The sequence below is a fragment of the Paenibacillus sp. 1001270B_150601_E10 genome, from assembly GCF_015558675.1.
Lineage (GTDB): Bacteria > Bacillota > Bacilli > Paenibacillales > Paenibacillaceae > Paenibacillus_B.
Genome location: NZ_JADMOL010000007.1, coordinates 182,244 through 201,177, shown reverse-complemented (window position 1 = coordinate 201,177; position 18,934 = coordinate 182,244). Strand labels below are relative to the sequence as shown.

Annotated in this window: 14 protein-coding genes; 10 read left to right on the top strand and 4 right to left on the bottom strand. The window is 47.7% G+C overall.

Annotated features, from left to right (window positions below):
• From I2H74_RS16995 to I2H74_RS16985, 3 genes are all read left to right on the top strand, one after another.
• On the top strand, positions 1-681 hold a 681-nt coding region (locus I2H74_RS16995), incomplete at its 5' end, for a nucleotidyltransferase domain-containing protein (protein WP_229106767.1).
• 14 nt (positions 682-695) lie between these two features.
• Positions 696-1,979, top strand: a complete 1,284-nt coding sequence (locus I2H74_RS16990; protein WP_195575417.1) for a class I SAM-dependent methyltransferase — start codon at positions 696-698, stop codon at positions 1,977-1,979.
• Entirely contained in the window at positions 1,963-4,548 is a 2,586-nt protein-coding gene (locus I2H74_RS16985) for a metallophosphoesterase (protein WP_195575416.1), read from the top strand. Before I2H74_RS16990 ends, I2H74_RS16985 begins: the two co-directional genes overlap by 17 nt.
• 262 nt (positions 4,549-4,810) lie before the next feature.
• Here I2H74_RS16985 and I2H74_RS16980 read toward each other — a convergent pair whose 3' ends face one another.
• Positions 4,811-5,983, bottom strand: coding sequence for a hypothetical protein (locus tag I2H74_RS16980; protein ID WP_195575415.1), 1,173 nt, complete (start codon positions 5,981-5,983; stop codon positions 4,811-4,813).
• Positions 5,984-6,485: 502 nt separating this feature from the next.
• Here I2H74_RS16980 and I2H74_RS16975 point away from each other — a divergent pair.
• Positions 6,486-7,994, top strand: a complete 1,509-nt coding sequence (locus I2H74_RS16975; RefSeq protein ID WP_195575414.1) for a stalk domain-containing protein — start codon at positions 6,486-6,488, stop codon at positions 7,992-7,994.
• Positions 7,995-8,104: 110 nt separating this feature from the next.
• On the opposite strand, the gene I2H74_RS16970 is transcribed toward I2H74_RS16975, so the two are convergent.
• Positions 8,105-9,130, bottom strand: coding sequence for a PocR ligand-binding domain-containing protein (locus tag I2H74_RS16970; RefSeq protein WP_195575413.1), 1,026 nt, complete (start codon positions 9,128-9,130; stop codon positions 8,105-8,107).
• 266 nt (positions 9,131-9,396) lie between these two features.
• Between I2H74_RS16970 and I2H74_RS16965 the strand changes: the two genes are divergently transcribed.
• The 5 genes from I2H74_RS16965 (at position 9,397) to I2H74_RS16945 (ending at position 15,088) form a co-directional block, all read left to right on the top strand.
• Positions 9,397-10,533 carry a glycerol dehydrogenase gene (locus I2H74_RS16965; protein WP_195575412.1) on the top strand — a complete coding sequence of 379 codons (1,137 nt, stop codon included), beginning with the start codon at positions 9,397-9,399 and terminating at the stop codon, positions 10,531-10,533.
• A gap of 27 nt (positions 10,534-10,560) precedes the next feature.
• On the top strand, positions 10,561-12,321 hold the full coding sequence (gene dhaK / locus I2H74_RS16960) for a dihydroxyacetone kinase subunit DhaK (RefSeq protein ID WP_195575411.1): 1,761 nt from the start codon (positions 10,561-10,563) through the stop codon (positions 12,319-12,321).
• 200 nt (positions 12,322-12,521) lie between these two features.
• Positions 12,522-13,316: a 5-oxoprolinase subunit PxpB gene (gene pxpB / locus I2H74_RS16955; protein ID WP_324254091.1), complete on the top strand. Its 795-nt coding sequence runs from the start codon at positions 12,522-12,524 to the stop codon at positions 13,314-13,316.
• On the top strand, positions 13,313-14,329 hold the full coding sequence (locus I2H74_RS16950) for a biotin-dependent carboxyltransferase family protein (protein ID WP_195575410.1): 1,017 nt from the start codon (positions 13,313-13,315) through the stop codon (positions 14,327-14,329). Before pxpB ends, I2H74_RS16950 begins: the two co-directional genes overlap by 4 nt.
• 3 nt (positions 14,330-14,332) lie before the next feature.
• Complete coding sequence (locus I2H74_RS16945; protein ID WP_195575409.1) at positions 14,333-15,088, top strand: LamB/YcsF family protein; 756 nt, start codon at positions 14,333-14,335, stop codon at positions 15,086-15,088.
• A 411-nt stretch (positions 15,089-15,499) separates the two neighbouring features.
• Here the strand turns inward: I2H74_RS16945 and I2H74_RS16940 are convergent, their stop codons facing one another.
• Together I2H74_RS16940 and I2H74_RS16935 are read right to left on the bottom strand one after the other, a co-directional pair.
• On the bottom strand, positions 15,500-16,408 hold the full coding sequence (locus I2H74_RS16940; protein WP_195575408.1) for a polysaccharide deacetylase family protein: 909 nt from the start codon (positions 16,406-16,408) through the stop codon (positions 15,500-15,502).
• Positions 16,405-17,703, bottom strand: a complete 1,299-nt coding sequence (locus I2H74_RS16935; RefSeq protein ID WP_195575407.1) for an MFS transporter — start codon at positions 17,701-17,703, stop codon at positions 16,405-16,407. Before I2H74_RS16935 ends, I2H74_RS16940 begins: the two co-directional genes overlap by 4 nt.
• Positions 17,704-18,039: 336 nt before the next feature.
• Between I2H74_RS16935 and I2H74_RS16930 the strand changes: the two genes are divergently transcribed.
• Positions 18,040-18,504, top strand: coding sequence for a hypothetical protein (locus I2H74_RS16930; protein ID WP_195575406.1), 465 nt, complete (start codon positions 18,040-18,042; stop codon positions 18,502-18,504).
• Positions 18,505-18,934 lie beyond the last annotated feature (430 nt).

Below are 18,934 nucleotides of genomic sequence, written 5' to 3'. Positions count from 1 at the left end.
GGCTTCCCTTCACATGATAGCGATTATGATGTTCGTTTTATATATGTACGCAAGAAAGAGGATTATTTATCTCTATTTCAGAAACGGGATGTCATCGAGCGCCCCATCAGCGACATGCTCGATATCAGCGGCTGGGACTTGAAGAAAGCCCTTCTCTTATATCGCAAATCCAATCCGCCACTGCTGGAGTGGCTGCAATCACCGATTGTGTATATGGAGAATCATTCGGTTATGGATAAGCTTCGCAAGCAGTCGGTCCGTTCCTTTTCACAACGGGCATGCATGTATCACTACCTGCATATGGCGAGAGGCAATTACCGGGAGTACCTGCAGGGGGAGAAGGTGAGGATCAAAAAGTACTTTTATGTCCTTAGACCGATTCTTGCCTGTCAGTGGATTGAGGAAGCTCAAACCACTCCGCCGATCGCGTTTTCGACATTACTTGAACGATTGGTCTCGGCAGACACGGAGCTGTACAAGGAGATTAGTCGCCTGCTTACTAGAAAGAAGGCAGGAGAAGAGCTTGATATAGAGCACCATCTTCCGATTATCAACCGCTTTATCGAGGAGAAGCTGGCTTATTATGAGGCTTTAGCTTCTAGCATTCCAGCATACAAGGATAATTACGATGTCGTGCTGGATGAATGGTTCCAAGCCGCAATAACCGATGCCCTGCCATAGAAAGGAGATTAGATATGGCGATCATACAAGCAGCATCAACAAATCCAAAGTTCTCCTATATGATTCGGAAGAATCCGAGCAATGGGATGATTCTTAGAGATATACGCAAGGGAATAGCATACGGCTGGTATAGCGATGCCAATACCTACAACATTTATTTCAAGGACGCAGATAATGACATCTCCTATAAGCGGGATGCGGATGAAGCGTTCGAGTATTTGAATGTATCGCGATATAACACGCCGTTGTTCCCGTTGAATGCAATCAATGAATTTCTGTCCGCTTCATTAAAAGCACAGAGTGATGAGGATATCGCAGGATATAAGCATTCTATTTATATCAACATGATACACGTCGAGAAGCTGCAGTATATCCATTTTTTCATAAAGCATTTTAGCGATTATGATTTCGAGCTTGAGCATCGTGAGGATAAAAGCTATGCGCTTCGTGTGAGCACACACAAGAGCCTATATGAGCTGCTTCATGTCATCAGTGTGCTCTGCTTATTTCTCTCCATGTTTGGGCGCGAATATATCGATGTGTCAGACAGCATTATTGAGAAATATATCAAGAGTGTACAGGTAATCGATGCGCCATACTATATTCGCAGCTTATTCGCTCGCAACTTCTTAAATTCAAGAGAGCGCCATCGCAAGTATAAAGGAATGCTTGAAGAAACCCAGCGTTATTCACTTCAGCTGGATTATGGCGGTACGGCGACACAGCGAAGAAATACCATAAGCCGAATGCTTCCATTCAACAAATCGATTCTCGATGTGGGATGCGGGGAGGGCTTCTATGCAATTCCTTATGCAGGAAAAGTAGAGGGGCACTACTATGCAGTGGATATTAATGAGGAGCTGCTGCGGGTTGTCGAAAGAAAAGCAAGCGCCAAGGATTTAGATCACCTCATCACCTATGCGTCCATTGAGCAGTTTGTAGATACCTATAACGGAGAGCAAGTGGATGTGATTCTAACTGAAGTCATCGAGCATATGAGCAAGGATGAGGCAGCGAGGCTGGTTCAATCCATTTGCCATAACATTGATTTTGAGTATTTTATCATCACGACTCCGAATGCGGATTTTAATGCTTTTTACGAAATCACAGCGTACCGTCATCTGGATCATCGCTGGGAGATGGGAGAGAAGGAATTCCAATCATGGTTCAGTCAGGTTTTGTCATCAGAATGGTTCGATTATGAATACTTGGCCATCGGTGACAAGGTAAACGGCATCGCGACAACGCAAGGTGTTGTTATAAGAAAGAGAGGGGAACAAGGTGGAGATCGTCACTAGTCTGCATACGATTTATTTGATGGTCGGGCCAACGGAGTGTGGAAAGACTACATTTGCCAAAGAAGTGCTTATTCCAATGCTAAAAAGCAAGTTTATCGGTTCGATACAACCGAATATCCAGTATCTGTCCTCGGATGAGATTCGCCAAGAGGTGCTGGGATACGATTATGACAAGTATGATCAGGTGATGCTGGAATCGAGTGAACAGGCCTTTCATCTATTATTTGAAAAATTAAAAATGGCAGCCTCCTTCCCGATTCATGCGGAGTTCGTCATTCTAGATACAACTGGGCTTGCGGAGGATTATCGAGCAAAAGTACGGGAGATTGCAAAGGACCATCATTATAACGTAGAAGTGATTCTGTACGATTATCGCAAGCGTGAAGACTATTATGCTTCTGAGCGTTCCAAGCGATTGATCACCCAGCACATGACTCGATTAAAGAAAGAGGTGCTGCGTGCATTAGCCAAGGAAGGCTATGCGAGAGTGCATCGGGTGCGGGCGAAAGATTTTTATAATGAGGATATGAAAGCAGCAAATCCCGACTATAACGTTACCATCGATAATCTTCAGGATTATCTAGCAACCTTCCTGCCTGTTGATAAAGACTATATTATCGTTGGCGATGTGCATGAGCGTCTTGATGATCTGCTGGGCTTGCTTCGCGACTATGGCTTTCGTATGGAAGGAGGCAAGCTTGTTCCAGGGGAGCGGTTGAAGAATACCGTTATCGTACTTGTAGGGGATTGGATTGATAAAGGGAGAGCGACGAGAGAAACGATAACGTTTCTCTATCATAATCAGGAGCATTTTCGCTTTGTGCTCGGCAATCATGAGAATTTTGTTTATAAGTATCTGCAGGGGGAAATACAGGGTGTCGAGCCGGAGCTTCTGCATGCTTACTTTGACTCGATTCAAGTCTTGAAGCAGGATGCGGAGCTGATGGAGCAATTCAATCATCTGGTGCACCTGTCGAAGCCTTTCTACCAATATCGTGGCTTGCAGTCGCCATCCTACTATATCACGCATGCGCCGTGCAAGAACAAATACATCGGCAAACTGGATGCTTATGCTGCTCGAAAGCAGCGCAATTTCCGTATCGACCGCGAAGCCTTGCTGGAAGAACAGCTGGCATTCTTGAAGGAAGAGGCTGTAAGCAATCATCCTTACCATATCTTTGGTCATATTGCGGCTCAAGCTGCATTTCGGATTAAAAATAAAATTCATATCGATACAGGCAGCGTGCATGGCAATAAGCTGACTTCTGTACGAATCGCTTACAAGCCTTTCTTTAAAACGCATCACGCAAAGCAGGCTGTAGTGGATGAGCCGTTGCCAACGCTGTTTATGGAGAAGCTTAAGGTGGCGGTACAGGAACTGAGCGATATGGAGCAGCGGAAACTTCAATATTGCTCGCGCCATCAAATTAACTTTATATCGGGTACGATGTCTCCAGCGGATAAAGATGTAGAAGCCCATGAGCTGGAATCGTTGCAGCAGGGACTGAATTATTTTGCAGACCATAACGTCAATCAGGTCGTGCTGCAGCCAAAATATATGGGCTCAAGATGCAATATCTATCTTCACCGTGAGCTTGATCAGTGCTTCGCAGTCAGCCGCAATGGCTACCTAGTGAAGCAGCCGGATCTTACAAGCATCTATGAAACACTGCTTCATAAGTTCGAGGGCTATATGCAAGAGCAGCAGATTGCCATGCTGCTTCTGGATGGAGAGCTTCTGCCGTGGAAGGCGATGGGTGAAGGGTTAATTCAGCGACAGTTCAAGCCGATCGAATCGGCATTAGACAGTGAGCTTGCCTTTTTGCGAGAGAATGGCTTTGAGCAAGCCTTCGAACAGCTCGCAGCTGACTACCGAAGCAGCGGATTCGAAAAGGATCAGTATCATATGACGAAGGCAGACTTGAGCGAGAAGTATGGCAGTCCTATTTATCAAAGCTACAAGCATGTCCATCATGCACTCAAGACGTATGTGCCCTTAAGCCAGCATGAAGAGGCCGTGAACACCTATAAAAAACAGCTTGAGCTGTATGCTGGTGATCAGCCATTATCGTACAAACCATTTGCGCTGCTTAAGGTGGTCTACGAATCAGGAGAGGAGCGTATTCCGGATGAGAGCGCTTCTGAAATCTATCGTTTCCTGTCCGATGATGAGTACATAATGCTGGATCTCACGGAGCCGGATTCTGTTCTCCAAGCAGAGCAGTTCTTCTCCAAGCTTACAGTTGATAAGGGGATGGAGGGCGTCGTGATTAAACCGGAACATGATGCGGGGATTCGTGCAGTACCCTTTATGAAAGTGAGAAACAAAGAATATTTATCTATTGTGTATGGCTATGATTATCGCTTCCCGCACAAATATGCAAAGCTCATCAAGCAAAAAAATATCAAGCAGAAGCTTCGTACATCCTTGAACGAGTATCGTTATGGACAACAGATGCTAGCGATTCCTTTTGAAGCGATATCGCCTGCGCATGCAGCGTACAAAGACATTGCGGCGAACTTGTTGTATGAGGTAGCAAGCGAGAAAGAGATCGATCCGAGATTGTAAGGATCTTTTGTCCCTGCAGTGGCAGGGAGACAATCATTGGTTCAACTTATACAGCACTGAAGCAAGTTCCATTTTTTTAAATCAAGTCGATGTATGGCATCAGAGCAATACATCGACTTGATTTTTGATTTTGAAATATTGCGGCTGGAAACGACTAGGAGTTTCTTTTGCAATAGAAAGAAGAGGAAGTGATGTGGGTAAGACGTATCGAAGGTGAATGATCTTCTCATTTTAAGGCCGCTTTAAATTTGAAAATTCCTTTTTACGTGACCTGAAACACCTGTGCGCGTACGAAATAATCATTGCTATTGGGGTTATCGTTACTTACCCACGCAACGGTAAAGTGATTAAAGATAGGAAAGGATGACGTCATAACAGGTCCAAATTGATCACCGTTTGTCGTCGTATTGATGAGGATTTTGGAACTATTCTCGAACCCGTCAGCAGCAAAAGCCTGCGCCCGCACAGCATCCCCTGAAGGATCTCCGCTTGTTGCACTCTTCTCCGTCCAGGCAGCTACGAATCCGCCGTCGTTTAAAGGCGTGAGCGCAGGGTTTCTACAGATGCCTTGATCTCTGCCTGTAATAAAGAATTCGAAGTTATAGACGTTTGTACCATCTGGTCTAAACAATTGGGCCCTTACCGTATTGTCGCCAGCTACCCACGCACCGACGAAGTTTCCATCGACAATGCCTGTAATCGCGATATTTTCTTGACGTGGAACGGAACGGGTGTTAATCCTAAATTCCTCTCCCGACTTTGACCCATCAGGGTTAAAAATTTGACCCAGCACTCGAGGCCCGCCGAATATCAGATCCTGCGTCCACGCAATGACGAATCTTCCATCTGCCAACCTGGTAATTTGAGGACCATAATGGAATGGGTTGTCTTCGTCCATCGTGGTATTAACGGGAAAGCTGCCTAGACTTGTTCCATCTGTGCTGAAGATTTGCATCCAAGGTCGTGGGCGCTCGGAAGGGGAAGCATTCAAATTATTACCTGTCCATGCGACGACAAAGGAATCTGGATTCAGAACCAAGATGACAGGTCTGAGTGCTCCTTCACCCGCAGCGCCGCCAACCTGAAACTCATCACCGACCTTCGATCCAGCGGCGGTATACCGTTGTCCTTTGATCTTGCGATCACCTTCATCAAGCCACACCGCAACAAACCCTCCGGGATAAAAAAGCCCATCAATCGACGGTTTAGATATAACACCGATTGGTGATGTGGGTATGATGAAATTCTCACCATTCTTTGTTCCGCCAACAGCCTCGATCCATTGTCCTCTGAATTGGTTTTCACTTGCACTGTTCCATGCGATCAGAATGCTCTCGTTAACCGGTCCTCCACTCCCTGTAATCGTTGGCTGATAGTTGAGCCCGCCTGTCGTATTAATCAATAATTCTTCTCCAACCCTTTGGATCGTAGCCATGATTTCCTCCTTTGCTTAAAGACTGAAACAATCGGCATTTTCAGCTTGAGGTAAGGGGTCAGCCATTGTCAGGTGTCTTTAAAGATTATCTTATATGGAAAAGGAATGGAAAATACTTTAATTTCCTAAAAAAACCAAGCAGTACTCTGTTCTGTTTGTCAGAAAAGTGTGCTCAAGCTTAGGCGGAGAACAAGATGGACGTGCTTCATGCTTCGCCACAAATTTCTGCTTTACTTTTATGGAAGCTTTCGAAGGCATGAAACTTTTTATCGATTTGTTGTGTCATATATTTCATACCAGCATTTTAAAGGGGAATTCATCTATGAATTTACTTTTCAAGATATAACAAATGGAGAGGTTAAACGTAACGATATACTTGATCAGGTAGTTGCTGACCAATCAACTGCACCGCATTTTCATCAATGAAACATTATGAAACTTCCTATATACTCGTAGCGTCTAATAGGATATACCAACATTTAACTTATAGGAGTGCAATCATATGAATATGCGAAAATGGCTTCTTAGCTTAAGTGTAGCGGCATTGGGGATGTCTATCTCGCTGCCAGCATACGCTGCGGAATCAAAGACGGATTCCAATGTGACTAGCTTTGAGACAACTTCATTAGTGAAAACAGAAGGCACATTTTGGAACTGGGGGGATACAAAGCCTGTCCCGACACAGGTTGTGGCGTTATCCGATGTGGATCGGATCATTAGCGACAACTTTATTCAAAAAAAGGATGGAACGGTCTGGTTTTATCAGCCGACCTACAGATGGAGTCCGAATAAAGAGAAGCTGTTCCAGCTTGAGGGCGTCCGTGATTTGGTTGACATTGTCGGTGGAAGCCTTTTTTATGTAGCTGTGGGCAAGGAAGGGCATCTGTACATCATCCAAACCAAGAATGCCGAGGAAACGAGCGTTAAGCCGAGCGCTTTGCTGGACGAGGTGGCAGCTGTCAGTTATTACGATCAGACTATTCCTAGACTGGAGCCTCCGTTCGAAGATTATAAAGTGGAAGGAAAGTGGCTGTTCCTCCGGAAGGACGGCACGGTCTGGCAGAATGAAGGTGGAAAGCTCGACAAGGTGAAGCAGGTTCCTGGTCTGCCTAAGGTAAAAAGCTTATCAAACGAGCTTGCGCTGGCTGCTGACGGAACGGTGTGGAGATTCCCTACGCAGGTTGCTGCCGGACAATCCACTGCTCCTGCCAAGTGGAAAGGTATATCGAACATTCAAAAAATCTACTACAATGGTGTGACCACGCTTGCGATTGATGCGAATGCGAAGCTGTGGTTTCTAGGTGGGACGGTAACAGGCGTGTCGGATGGTACGCAGTATCATGAAGGGACCCCTGTACAAATCAAGAGCATCAATAAGGTGAAGGATGCTTTTGTTGTGGAGCGCAGCTTGATCGTTTGGACAACAGATAATAAGGTGTACAGCACTTCGATTGAAAATAAACAGATGTCAGCCAATCCGAAATTTGAGCTGCTTGCTTCAGATGTGGTGCAGATCGCTCCTTCATCTCGCCATTTCTTTATGGAAAAGAAAGATGGCTCCCTCTGGGGATGGGGTGTGAATAAGAATGCCGAGCTCGGCTACGGAGATTATGAATTCATGCACACGAAGCCGGTTCCGTTGCAAAAACCGATTACGGTGAATTTAAATGGAGAAACGCCGCAATTGACTAGCGGAGCGATGATACGCAATGGTCAGGCATTCGTACCTTTGCGTTCGATCTTCAGCAAGCTCGGTGCTGAGATCGGTTGGGATGACAACACGAAGACAGCCACTGTCGTGCAGAAGAAGGACGGCGAGGACAGCCTGATGATTACGATCGACATGAAGACAGGTACAACGAAGCTGGACGGTAAGCCAGTGGAGCTTCAGAATGCACCGTTTACCGTAGCGGGAACCGCTTATTTGCCGCTTCGCTTTATCAGCGAATCGTTGGGAGCGAAGGTTGATTGGCAGCAGGCCAATAACCATATTTCGATTACGATGAAATAAGTACAGTTTGTATGACGAAGAGGGCAGGAGGATCCTGAAGGACTTTCTGCCCCTTTTTAGTTCCAAAACGTGTAGAAGTGGGGAGAATCGCTTTATAGAAAGCTATCATCCTACTTCTCCTGATACACCTCACGATACACTGCTGGCGTAATCCGCTCAAATCGCTTAAACGTCTTGATGAAGTAGCTTGGCTCGCTGAAGCCGAGCTCATTGCTGATTGCCGTGATCGACATATCCGATGTTTCCAGAAGCTGCTTGGCCCATTCCATCTTCAAGCGGGGAAGGAAGATCGAGAAATTCTCGCCTGTTTCCTTCTTGAACATACGGCTGAAGTAGCTTGGACTGACATGGCAAATTTCCGCCATATCTTCAAGCTTGTGATTCGCATTTTTATGCGCATAAATATAGTCAAATGCCGGCTGAAGCATGGAATTCTTGGCGACTCTTCTTTGGCTCGTCATGTGATGAAGCTTGCTGTCAATCAGCGTGTTTTCAAGCTCCTTCTTCAGTGACTCCATCTGGCGGAAGGACTGATCGGTAAGTGACAATGAGCCTGCAAGAGGTTTGTCTACCGCTAGCGCCTGTTTGTACATATCGATCGTTGCATTTTTTTGAATCGCTTCTTCGACGATATAATTGCATAAATGATAGAGCATCTCTGATATAGTGTTGATCTCCTCGTAGGACAACTCGGGGATAGCAGCATATTCATGAGTAAGACTTTGCACGGTTTGATCCGCGCTTGCATGAGGAGGTCGAGTGACGATCTGCTCAAGCTCCATTAACGGCTCCTTAAGCTTGACCTGTCCGGCCATAATCGCCCCAATATATTGATTTTGAACAATGATGGGAATGGCAATGTCAATGATATTAAAGTGACACAAGTACAGATAAGGCTTATTCAGCCTTACCGCCTCAAGGCCGCCGCGTGCATCGCACTTTTGGCAGTACTGTGATAAGACGCTGTCTTTTCGCACGGCCTGACAGAAGCTTTGGCATTTGCTGTGCTTCGTCACGGGGACGCCTTTATAATCTGTCGTAATGATGGCCATGTTCGTGACCAGGGATAGGGAGTCCTGCAGCTTCTGCCACTTTTCCAGATCGATAATGGTGTCCAACTTAAAGTGTGAGCTCATTCATGTTCCCCCTTATATGAAGTGTAGACTCTTAATGACCAACAATCTCAAGCCTCGTAAAAGGCTATCCTGTTTGTTATAGCCATACCTCTATCTGCCGCCATTATAGCATAATCCTATGATCGAAGGACAAGATATTCCTATTCGGCTTGAAAAAGACAATATATTACGATCAGAAAGCGCTTTATATAGCACTCAACGTTCCATGACCTTTGGGCAAGGGCTTCCTATAATGGAGATATAACGACACAGAGGAGGACAATGAAATGAGAAGAGCATTTATTAGTCCATCGAAATATGTACAAGGTGAAAATGAGCTTTTGAACCTCGGATACTTTATTAAGACGTTTGGCGATTCCGCCCTATTGATTGCACATAAAGATGACGCAGCACGCGTGAAAGACAAGCTCGAACATACGATGAAGCAGTTCAATGTCACAATCGTTGAGAGCGGTTTCAACGGAGAGTGTTCCCGCGTAGAAGTTGCAAGACTGCAAGAGCTTGCGAAACAGCATAACTGCGCCTGCACGATTGGCCTTGGTGGAGGGAAAGCTATTGATACGGCAAAATGCGTAGCGCAAGGCGATGCCTTGATCATCGTGCCGACCATTGCGGCAACGGATGCGCCGACCAGCCATTCCGCGGTATTGTATACGCCAGAAGGCGAATTCGACGACTATGCGTACTTCAAGCAAAGTCCTAGCGTCGTCATGATCGATACGAACGTGATTGCCAATGCGCCTACGCGCTTCCTGGTTGCAGGCATGGGAGATGCGATGTCGACATACTTTGAAGCTCGCGCGACAGCCGCATCGTACTCCAATGTCAACGCGGGAATTCCTTGCGGCAGAAATGCAGGCGTTGGCGAACCCGCAAAAGGAACGAAGGCTGCGCTTGGCCTTGCGAAGCTGTGCTATGAAACGCTGCTGGAAGACGGGTTGAAGGCGAAGCTTGCTTGCGATGCGAACCTTGTAACGCCAGCGCTTGAGAATATTATCGAAACGAATATTTTGCTTTCTGGATTAGGCTTTGAAAGCGCGGGTCTTGCGGCCGCTCATGCCATCCATGATGGTTTAACGGTGCTTGAAGGAACCCATCATTATTATCATGGGGAAAAAGTTGCGTTTACGACGATCGTGCAGCTTGTGCTTGAGAATGCGAGCAAGGAAGAAATGCATGAAGTGCTTGGCTTCTGCTTGTCCGTAGGATTGCCTGTATGCCTTGCGGATCTCGGCGTGACCGAGGTGACGAGAGAGGAACTGTTCCAGGTTGCGGCGAAAGCCTGCATCCCAGAAGAATCGATTCATTCCATGCCATTCCCGGTTAAAGAAGAAGACGTCGTGGCAGCGATTATCGTAGCCGACCAGATCGGGCGACAATTTAAAGAGCAGCACACCGTATAGAACCTCTGTAAGGAAAGGATGAGCACGATGAAAAAAATCATGAACAAGCCAGAAACATTAGTAAGGGAAATGTGCAGAGGGCTTGTCCTGGCGCATCCAGAGCTTGAGTTCAACAGCAAGTATAAGATTATCAAGAAAAAAGAAATCAATCCGAACAAAGTGACCCTGATCAGCGGCGGCGGCAGCGGACATGAGCCTGCCCATGCGGGATTCGTTGGCAAGGGAATGCTTGATGCTGCGGTATGCGGAGATGTATTCGCCTCCCCATCTCAGATTCAGGTGTATCAAGGACTCAAGGCATCGGCTAGTCAAAAAGGAACGCTGATGATCATTAAAAATTACAGCGGCGACATCATGAACTTCAAAAACGCGGCACATCTGGCCAGCGAAGATGGCCTGCTTGTTGACTATGTCAAAGTCGATGACGATATTGCAGTGGAGGATAGCCTGTATACGGTAGGCAGACGAGGCGTTGCGGGTACCGTGCTTATTCACAAGATTGCAGGAGCGGCGGCGGAGGAAGGCAAAGAGCTGGCTGAAGTAAAGGCTGTGGCACAGAAGGCCATCGACAACACGAGAAGCATCGGCTTCGCCCTGACCTCCTGTACCGTGCCAGCCAAAGGCACGCCTACGTTTGAGCTGGGCGAAGATGAGCTTGAATACGGGGTTGGCATCCATGGCGAGCCAGGCATTCGCAGAGAGAAGATGGCCTCTGCCGATGAATTGGCGCACAAGATGGTGAACGATCTCCTTCGCGACATGAATCTGCTGGAAGGCTCGACACTGGAGATTGCGCTTCTGATTAACGGTTTCGGAGGATCGCCACTGCAGGAATTGTACCTGCTCGCGAATGCAGTAGTCGCAGCGCTGAAAGACAAGCCGGTGTCGATCGTCAAAGTATTCGTCGGCAACTACATGACGAGCATTGATATGGACGGCGCTTCCGTTACGATCATGAAGCTCGACGAGGAATTAAAGCATTATTTGTCAGCGAACTGTGATACGCCTGCGCTTCAGGTGTCAGGTCCATTTCTGCCGCTTTCTGTGGAAGAATTGATCGCAGAAGAAGCCGTGAACCATAAAGTATCGTATCAGACGGAAACAGATCCTAAGCATGCGGTGATCTCCAATAATACCTTTACCCTTCATAATCTGATCTATCTTGTGGACAAGATGAGTGAGGTTATTATTGAAAATGAGGTGCCGTTCTGCGAGCTGGATTCGCATGCTGGCGACGGGGACTTTGGCATGAGCGTGGCAAAAGGCTTTAAGCAATTGAAGTGCGAATGGGCGGAGATTATGGAACATCATACGGCCTCCATTGGGGACTTCCTGAACGCCTGCTCTCTAGTCATCATGGAGTATTGCGGCGGCGCCTCCGGTCCGATCTGGGGCTCTGCGTTCCGCGCGGCAAGCAAAGCCGCAGGTGAGAAGGTGGAAGTCAGCGTCAGCGAATTCGCAAGCATGATGCAAGCCGTGGTCAAAGGCATTCAGGATACAGGCGAGCGCTCCTTCGGCAGAGGCGCTGTCGTTGGCGATAAGACGCTTGTTGATGCGTTGGCGCCATTTGCGGATCGCTGGGTGCAAAGTGCGAAGGAAGGCGAAGACATCAAGACGGCGGCTGCTAAAGCCGCAGAAGCAGCCGTACAAGGCGCGAAGTACACCGAGACGATCGTGGCAAGAATGGGACGCGCCGGTACCGTAGGCGAACGCAGCCTGGGTTACCCAGATGCAGGAGCCTATGCCTTGGGCGTTATCTTTACAACGCTTGCGCAAGCGATGAAATAAATGCATATTTCCTTCTCGTTTCTCTTTAAATAATGAATAACAAAAACACTCTCTGACAGTATCGTTGGAGAGTGTTTTTTTACCCATTAAAGAAAATGGCCGTGTGCTAAGATAGAATATGATAAACCGTCAAATAAAATCGAACAGCGCGAAGCCTGTTAGGAATAGGATAAGTAAAAGTTAGGTCAGGGGTGTACAGTGTGTGTGAATCAAAAGAAACAAGAAAATCGTTCGCAGCGGGCCATACAAAGCTGCCGATCTTGATCGAACCCTTGGGAGACCAAGCGCTTGTCATCGATTGGGGTGGCGGCATTGCGCTGGAAACCCATCGCCGCATCCACGCTTTTTGTACAGGGTTAGAGAAGAGGAAGCTTCCTGAAATGATCGAGATTATCCCTGCGTACACAACCGTCACGGTGATCTATGATCCGCTGAAGATCTTGTCATTATACGGCAGAGCTTCATTGCATCAGAATCCCGAACATGCCTTCATCTCTCCTTTTGAATACATAAAGATGATATTGGAAGAGCTGCTTGCGAGTTTGGAAGCTCTAGATGATAAAGAACAGAGCGTTATTGATATTCCTGTATGCTATGGCGGTAAGTATGGTCCAGATCTTGATTCCGTTGCAGCGCATGCCGGGCTTTCGGTTGGAGAGGTCATTCACCTGCACACCAAGCAGGATTACCTTGTTCATATGGTAGGCTTTGCTCCGGGCTTCCCTTATCTAGGCGGCATGTCGGAACGGCTTGAGGTTCCAAGAAGGAGCACCCCTAGAGTAAGCATTGCGCCAGGCTCAGTCGGAATTGGCGGCAAGCAGACCGGCATCTATCCCCTATCTACACCAGGCGGGTGGAATCTGATTGGAAGAACACCAAGAAGGCTGTTTCGTCCTGAGTGTCAAACGCCTAGTCTCATCCAAATGGGAGATATCGTTCGTTTTCGATCTATAACAGCAGAAGAATATGCGGAATGGAAAGAGGAGGAGTTATGAGCTTAACGATCATAAAGCCAGGCCTGCTTACGACGGTTCAGGATCTAGGCAGGTGCGGTTACCAGCAGCAAGGCGTCGTTGCCAGTGGGGCTATGGACAGCTATGCACTTCGAACGGCCAACTTGTTGACGGCCAATCCTCAAGGATCGGCAGCCTTAGAGATGACCATGTGGGGACCGACGATACAATTCGAACAAGATATGCTCATTGCGATATGCGGGGCTCCTTTTGAGCCGAAGGTAAATGGGAAGACGGTTCCTTTATGGCGGCCTGTATTGGTACAAGCAGGCGAGATAATGGAGTTTGGTTCCTGTTCTTCCGGGGCACGTGCCTATTTAGCCGTAGCGGGAGGCGTGGATGTGCCCTTGGTGCTGGGAAGCAGAAGCACCTACTTACGAGCGCAGATAGGAGGATTCGAAGGGAGGGCGCTTGCGGCAGGGGATGTTATTCCTGTTGGCAAAGCTGCGAATCTAGCTGTGTCCTACATGGCAAGCCTCTGGCAAGAGCTTGATGCAAAGCCATTTAGCGCAGCTTCATGGTTTGTAGGGGAACGGAATCGTCCTGCCTACCGTGGTGATCCGGTGATTCGTTTTATGCGAGGAAGGGAGTATCATCAATTTACAGAAGGGAGCAGAGAAGAATTTGTGAGTCATCGATTCCGAGTGTCGTCCCAATCGGATCGAATGGGATATCGCTTGGAGGGTCCAGAGATGCAGAGGGAGAGCCAGATAGAGCAGCTGTCTAGTGCGGTCGTGTTCGGAACCGTTCAGGTTCCGCCTGATGGCAGTCCAATTATCCTGATGGCAGATCGCCAGACCGTTGGCGGTTATCCGAGAATCGCTCAAGTAGCCAGCGCGGATCTCTCTGTCTTGGCGCAGGTGAGACCAGGGGATTGGATGCGATTTGAGGAAATATCGCTGCAGGAAGCGGAACGGATCTATCAATCAGTAGAACAGTCTTTTGGAAGACTAGAGCAGGCAATTGGATTCTATTTGAAGCAAGGAGGCTTGTAGGACATGGTATCGGTAGACTTGAACTGCGATATGGGAGAGAGCTTTGGCGTTTATTCGATGGGCAATGATGAAGCGATTCTTGAGCTTGTTACATCGGTAAACATTGCTTGCGGATACCATGCGGGTGATCCAAGTACGATGAGAAAAACAGTAGCTAGTGCGCTTGAGAAAAGGGTTGCCATTGGTGCGCATCCCGGTCTTCCCGATCTGGCGGGCTTCGGCAGACGCAATATGAGCATTGCGCCTGATGAGGCTTATGAGATGACCGTGTACCAGATCGGAGCACTGGGTGGCTTTGTTCGTGCTGAAGGGGGACAGATGCACCACGTGAAGCCTCATGGTGCTCTGTACAATATGGCCGCTCAGCAGGACAAGCTTGCGGAAGCCATTGCGGAAGCGGTGTACAGGGTGAATCCCGAGCTTGTGCTCTATGGCTTATCCGGCAGCAAGCTGATTGAGGCTGGCGCGCGGATCGGCCTTCGAACGGCAAGCGAAGTGTTTGCGGATCGCACGTATTGCCGGGATGGCAGTCTGACGCCAAGACAGGAATCGGACGCGCTCATTCACGATCCTGCTGTCGCGGCAGCGCAGATCCTCCAGATGGTCAAGTCAGGTACCGTCATCTCCCGAGATCAGGTAAAGGTCAAGCTGAAGGCCGAGACCATTTGCATCCATGGCGATGGCGCACATGCGCTGGCATTAGCACGCCAGATTCGAGAGCTGCTGCAGAAGGAAGGCGTACAACTGGCAGTAGTATAACGTGTTGCTATTTTTTTAAAATGAGGTCTGGATGTCATATATGCCTTTGTAAACGAATCTTAAATCAAGATTGATCAAGTGCTAGATTCGTTTCAAATGTCCCTTTACCTCATGGCACGACCAGTGTGCGAATTCATGATAACGAAATGATTGATTCTAAATACAAGGAAGCCGCGATTATCCCTCCGAGCGAGTAATGAGATATAGACTCGAGGGTTAAGAGGCTTTCTTTTTTATATATACGAATGAAAAAAGTGATATTAATATGTTGGAACGATGCCTCTGATCATTGAAGCCTTCAAGACTATTATTTGTATACCTATGCTCCATGTGAAAGGGAATGATTTATACCAATACCATGTAGGCCGACATATAACAATCATATGTGCCATCAGCAACGGTTTGTCTTTCTTATGATCGCAACAACCGCCAAGCGGCACGAAGACGGGGGCGCTTCAAGTGCTTCTCCACATAGCGATAGTCGGCCAATACAACGCCAGCGTCTTGCATCGCATAGGTGAAATCCTCGTCCATCAGCAGACGATATTCCCATACGCGCTTCTCCCAGCTTGGGAGATGGGCCTGCATCCACGGGTCATCAGCGCCAGGATGGAAGTAGGTCTCGCTTATTCCTTCAGGCAAGCGATACAGCCTTGAGAGAATCCACGCTTTGAATGAATCATAGGTTTCCTGCTCCTGCACGTGATAGGGATGGGACAGCAGATAATCCGGAATGGGCACGCCCAAGGCATCCGCTAAAGCAGAGGCCTTTCTTACCGGCTGCTCTAGATTTGGGATTGTGCTAAGAAGCGGGTCGGTATGATCGATGTATCGAAACAGGCGTGCAGGCAGCTTCCAGCGTCGTGCCTTCCACAGCATATGCGGAATATGGCTGCGTCCTGTAGCCATGCCATAAAGACTGCCCATATGATTATCGACATGGCTGAGATTCATTCTATGCTTCAGAGCGCGCTCGTATTGTGCCTCCATTTCTTTAACGATCGCTTGAGTTGATGCCTTCCGTTCAAATTGCTCCACATTCTCATGCAAATACCCTTGCTCATCGTGAAGAGAAGGATGCTCCGTCACGCTTTTCCAGCGCAAATGCAGCGCTTCGCTGTTAAAGGTCAGATGCAGCCCGACATTTGGCTGCCTGCGCTTGGCGCACCACTGGGCGGCCTCCTCAAATCCTGGGGCCGGCACCATGATGGTGGCAGAGGATACTTTGCTCTCCTCCAGCAGATGCATAATGGCTTGATTGGCTGCCTTGCTTTGACCAAAGTCGTCGCAGTTAATAATGAGCCCTTTTCTAATCGTCATGGAAGACGCTCACCTCCGCCAGGCTTTGGAAAATGGAATCGATCCGCATAGGACAACAGGAAGGAAATCAATAACAAGCAGAAGGGGACGACACTCATCAGTACTCGGAACGTCCATTCTGGATAAGGGCCGGGCTCGCTGCCGCTGACATAGCCGAACAGCATGCCGACGACAAAGAAAGCAAGTGCAGAGATCAGACCGCTGGAGCGGGTAATGAATCCGCCAACCGCCGTGTAGATGCCCTCTCTTCGCTGCCCTGTCAGCATCGCATCCTCATCAATAATGCTTCCGCCTAGAACCGGAGGAGTGACAAGGAACCCAGCTAGCCCAAAACCAACGCATATGCCAGCCAAAATGCCGCTGATAAGATCATGGCCGAACCAGAGCGGAATGACTGACAACCCATATACAGCCAGTGAAAGTCTCCAAGCAACCACACCCCGCAAGCGACGAACGATCGGATACCAGACGAACACTAATGGAATGACCGATACAAATACTGATGCGAGCAGGATCGATACCGTTTCTTCAGACAGATGCAGCACGTATTTGGCATAAAACGGGATGATGGAGCTGATAAGTCCATTTACCGTTTGTGCAAAGGAGTTGGACAGGTTGAAGATCCAGAACTTTTTGTTTTTGAGTGTGATTCGGAAGGCTTCGACCAGCCTAAGCGATTCTCCTTCATGCTGAGGGGGCTGTTCTTGTACGGCAAGCATGCATAACAGCATGCAAAGGCCAAACAGCAGGGCAAAGATGATCGCCATCCATGAGAAGCTAAACCAGCTGACAAGCAGGGGGGCAAGCACAGAGGCGAGCAGCAGAGCGACCATTTGATACGATTGCTGAATCGCAGATGCCTTTGCACGAATACGGTCGCCGCGGTACAGTTCGGGAAATAAAGCGCCGTAGTTCACCCACAGTACTGTAGCTACTGCCTCAAAGGCAAGCAGTGAGAGCAGGAACCAGGTAAACAGCCCATGCTGAGACAACTCAGTGGGAGGAGTGAATACCAGCACGAAGGCAATCATAAACAGCGGGATTGCGCCAAATATCCAAGGCCGTCGCCTGCCATAGCGCGACTTCGTGGAGTCTGACCAATAGCCGAACAATGGATTGTTGATCGCATCCCAGATCAGAAACAGCGTACGGGCGAGCGTAGCAAGACCAATGCCGAGCCCCAGCTTCTCCACATAATAATAGCTGTAAAACGTACTGAAAGCCTGACTCGGCACCATCATGGCAAACATCCCGAGCGAATAGCTGTATGGCGAGTTGATCCAGCTTCGCTTCACAACAGACTCCTCCTCAATTAAAAAGTGTGGCTGCCTGGCGACACGCTCGCATGCAATGGTGAACGCTTACACACAAGTGGAGCGAGATACGGTCGGTTATTCTACCTTATTGTTTTAAATTTGAAATCATGTAAGTTCGATATCGATTTACCAAATGGAAAGACAGATCTATCTAAAATGGAGATGTCTTGTATGAGGTTTGGGAGAGATGACTTTAGTGCCTTGAAATGGGTCTTTGCCCGAATACATATTCGTTCAAAGGGAGAATATCATGTCCAGTGATTAGGTGGAACAAAATGTAAACCTTATACGTCTAGAGCGTAAAGGAGGGGTTCAATGAAGAGGGGCATGTTCGGGATGAGCATCGTCATGGTCATCCTGATTCTAAGCGGCTGTGGTGCGGTTGACAAGATCATAGGATCATCACCGCCTCAGCCTAGCATACAGGCGAATGGGAAAACCATTGCTGTTTACCAAAGCTCTTATTGCTGGGGAAATACATGCGCGGACTATGCCGATCCTGAGATGTTGCTGAAGGATAAAGAAGCCGATCAGGTCACAGCTCAAGCAGCGATCACGTTTAAATTCAAAGGCAAGCAGCCGACGGAGACAAGCCTATCCACCTTTCGTGATGGAATCCCATCAGAAGTGAAGATTACGGATCAAGCATTTGAGGCACCTAAAGAAGAAGGAACCTATTATTACGGACTTTCTGCCACTTGGCTGAAAGATAAAGAACAGAGAATTTCGGAAGGAAGCTCCAGCTATGTGTTTGCTCTTAAGGTAAAAGGAACCAAATAGGTTGTCCATTTAGCTGGGCCACTGAAAAGACAAATAAGAACAAAAAGCTAAACCAAGGGATTTAAAGCTGCAATATATGCCGCTATCGCGATCACAATCCACCCAAATGCGTATCGTCTTTCATAAAAGCTGTCTCTGACATGTCGTTAGAGCCGGCTTTTTTTATATCTATCTTACCCCAACTCTCTCCATAGAGAGAGGAATCCCATTTTTGATATAATAGATAGAACAGACTTTACAGCAGGAACAATAGGACTGTACGTGACCATATCTGCTGTATTCATAAATGAAATGAAAAGATGATAGATGCTGTAATGACCAGATTTAAGATAGAAAAGCAAAGCGCTTCGGGGCATGCATAGCTGTTTTTGGAAGCGAAGTATTCAATCATTTTAATAGAGTTGTAACTAGAATATGGAGAGAAAGGGGC

What these genes read in the sequence shown, in the direction of transcription:
- I2H74_RS16965 (WP_195575412.1), top strand. Translation starts at nt 9,397, where the DNA reads ATGAGAAGAGCATTTATTAGTCCATCGAAATATGTACAAGGTGAAAAT.
- I2H74_RS16950 (WP_195575410.1), top strand. Translation starts at nt 13,313, where the DNA reads ATGAGCTTAACGATCATAAAGCCAGGCCTGCTTACGACGGTTCAGGAT.
- dhaK (WP_195575411.1), top strand. Translation starts at nt 10,561, where the DNA reads ATGAAAAAAATCATGAACAAGCCAGAAACATTAGTAAGGGAAATGTGC.
- I2H74_RS16930 (WP_195575406.1), top strand. Translation starts at nt 18,040, where the DNA reads ATGAAGAGGGGCATGTTCGGGATGAGCATCGTCATGGTCATCCTGATT.
- I2H74_RS16975 (WP_195575414.1), top strand. Translation starts at nt 6,486, where the DNA reads ATGAATATGCGAAAATGGCTTCTTAGCTTAAGTGTAGCGGCATTGGGG.
- I2H74_RS16990 (WP_195575417.1), top strand. Translation starts at nt 696, where the DNA reads ATGGCGATCATACAAGCAGCATCAACAAATCCAAAGTTCTCCTATATG.
- I2H74_RS16970 (WP_195575413.1), bottom strand. Translation starts at nt 9,130, where the DNA reads ATGAGCTCACACTTTAAGTTGGACACCATTATCGATCTGGAAAAGTGG.
- I2H74_RS16940 (WP_195575408.1), bottom strand. Translation starts at nt 16,408, where the DNA reads ATGACGATTAGAAAAGGGCTCATTATTAACTGCGACGACTTTGGTCAA.
- I2H74_RS16945 (WP_195575409.1), top strand. Translation starts at nt 14,333, where the DNA reads ATGGTATCGGTAGACTTGAACTGCGATATGGGAGAGAGCTTTGGCGTT.
- I2H74_RS16980 (WP_195575415.1), bottom strand. Translation starts at nt 5,983, where the DNA reads ATGGCTACGATCCAAAGGGTTGGAGAAGAATTATTGATTAATACGACA.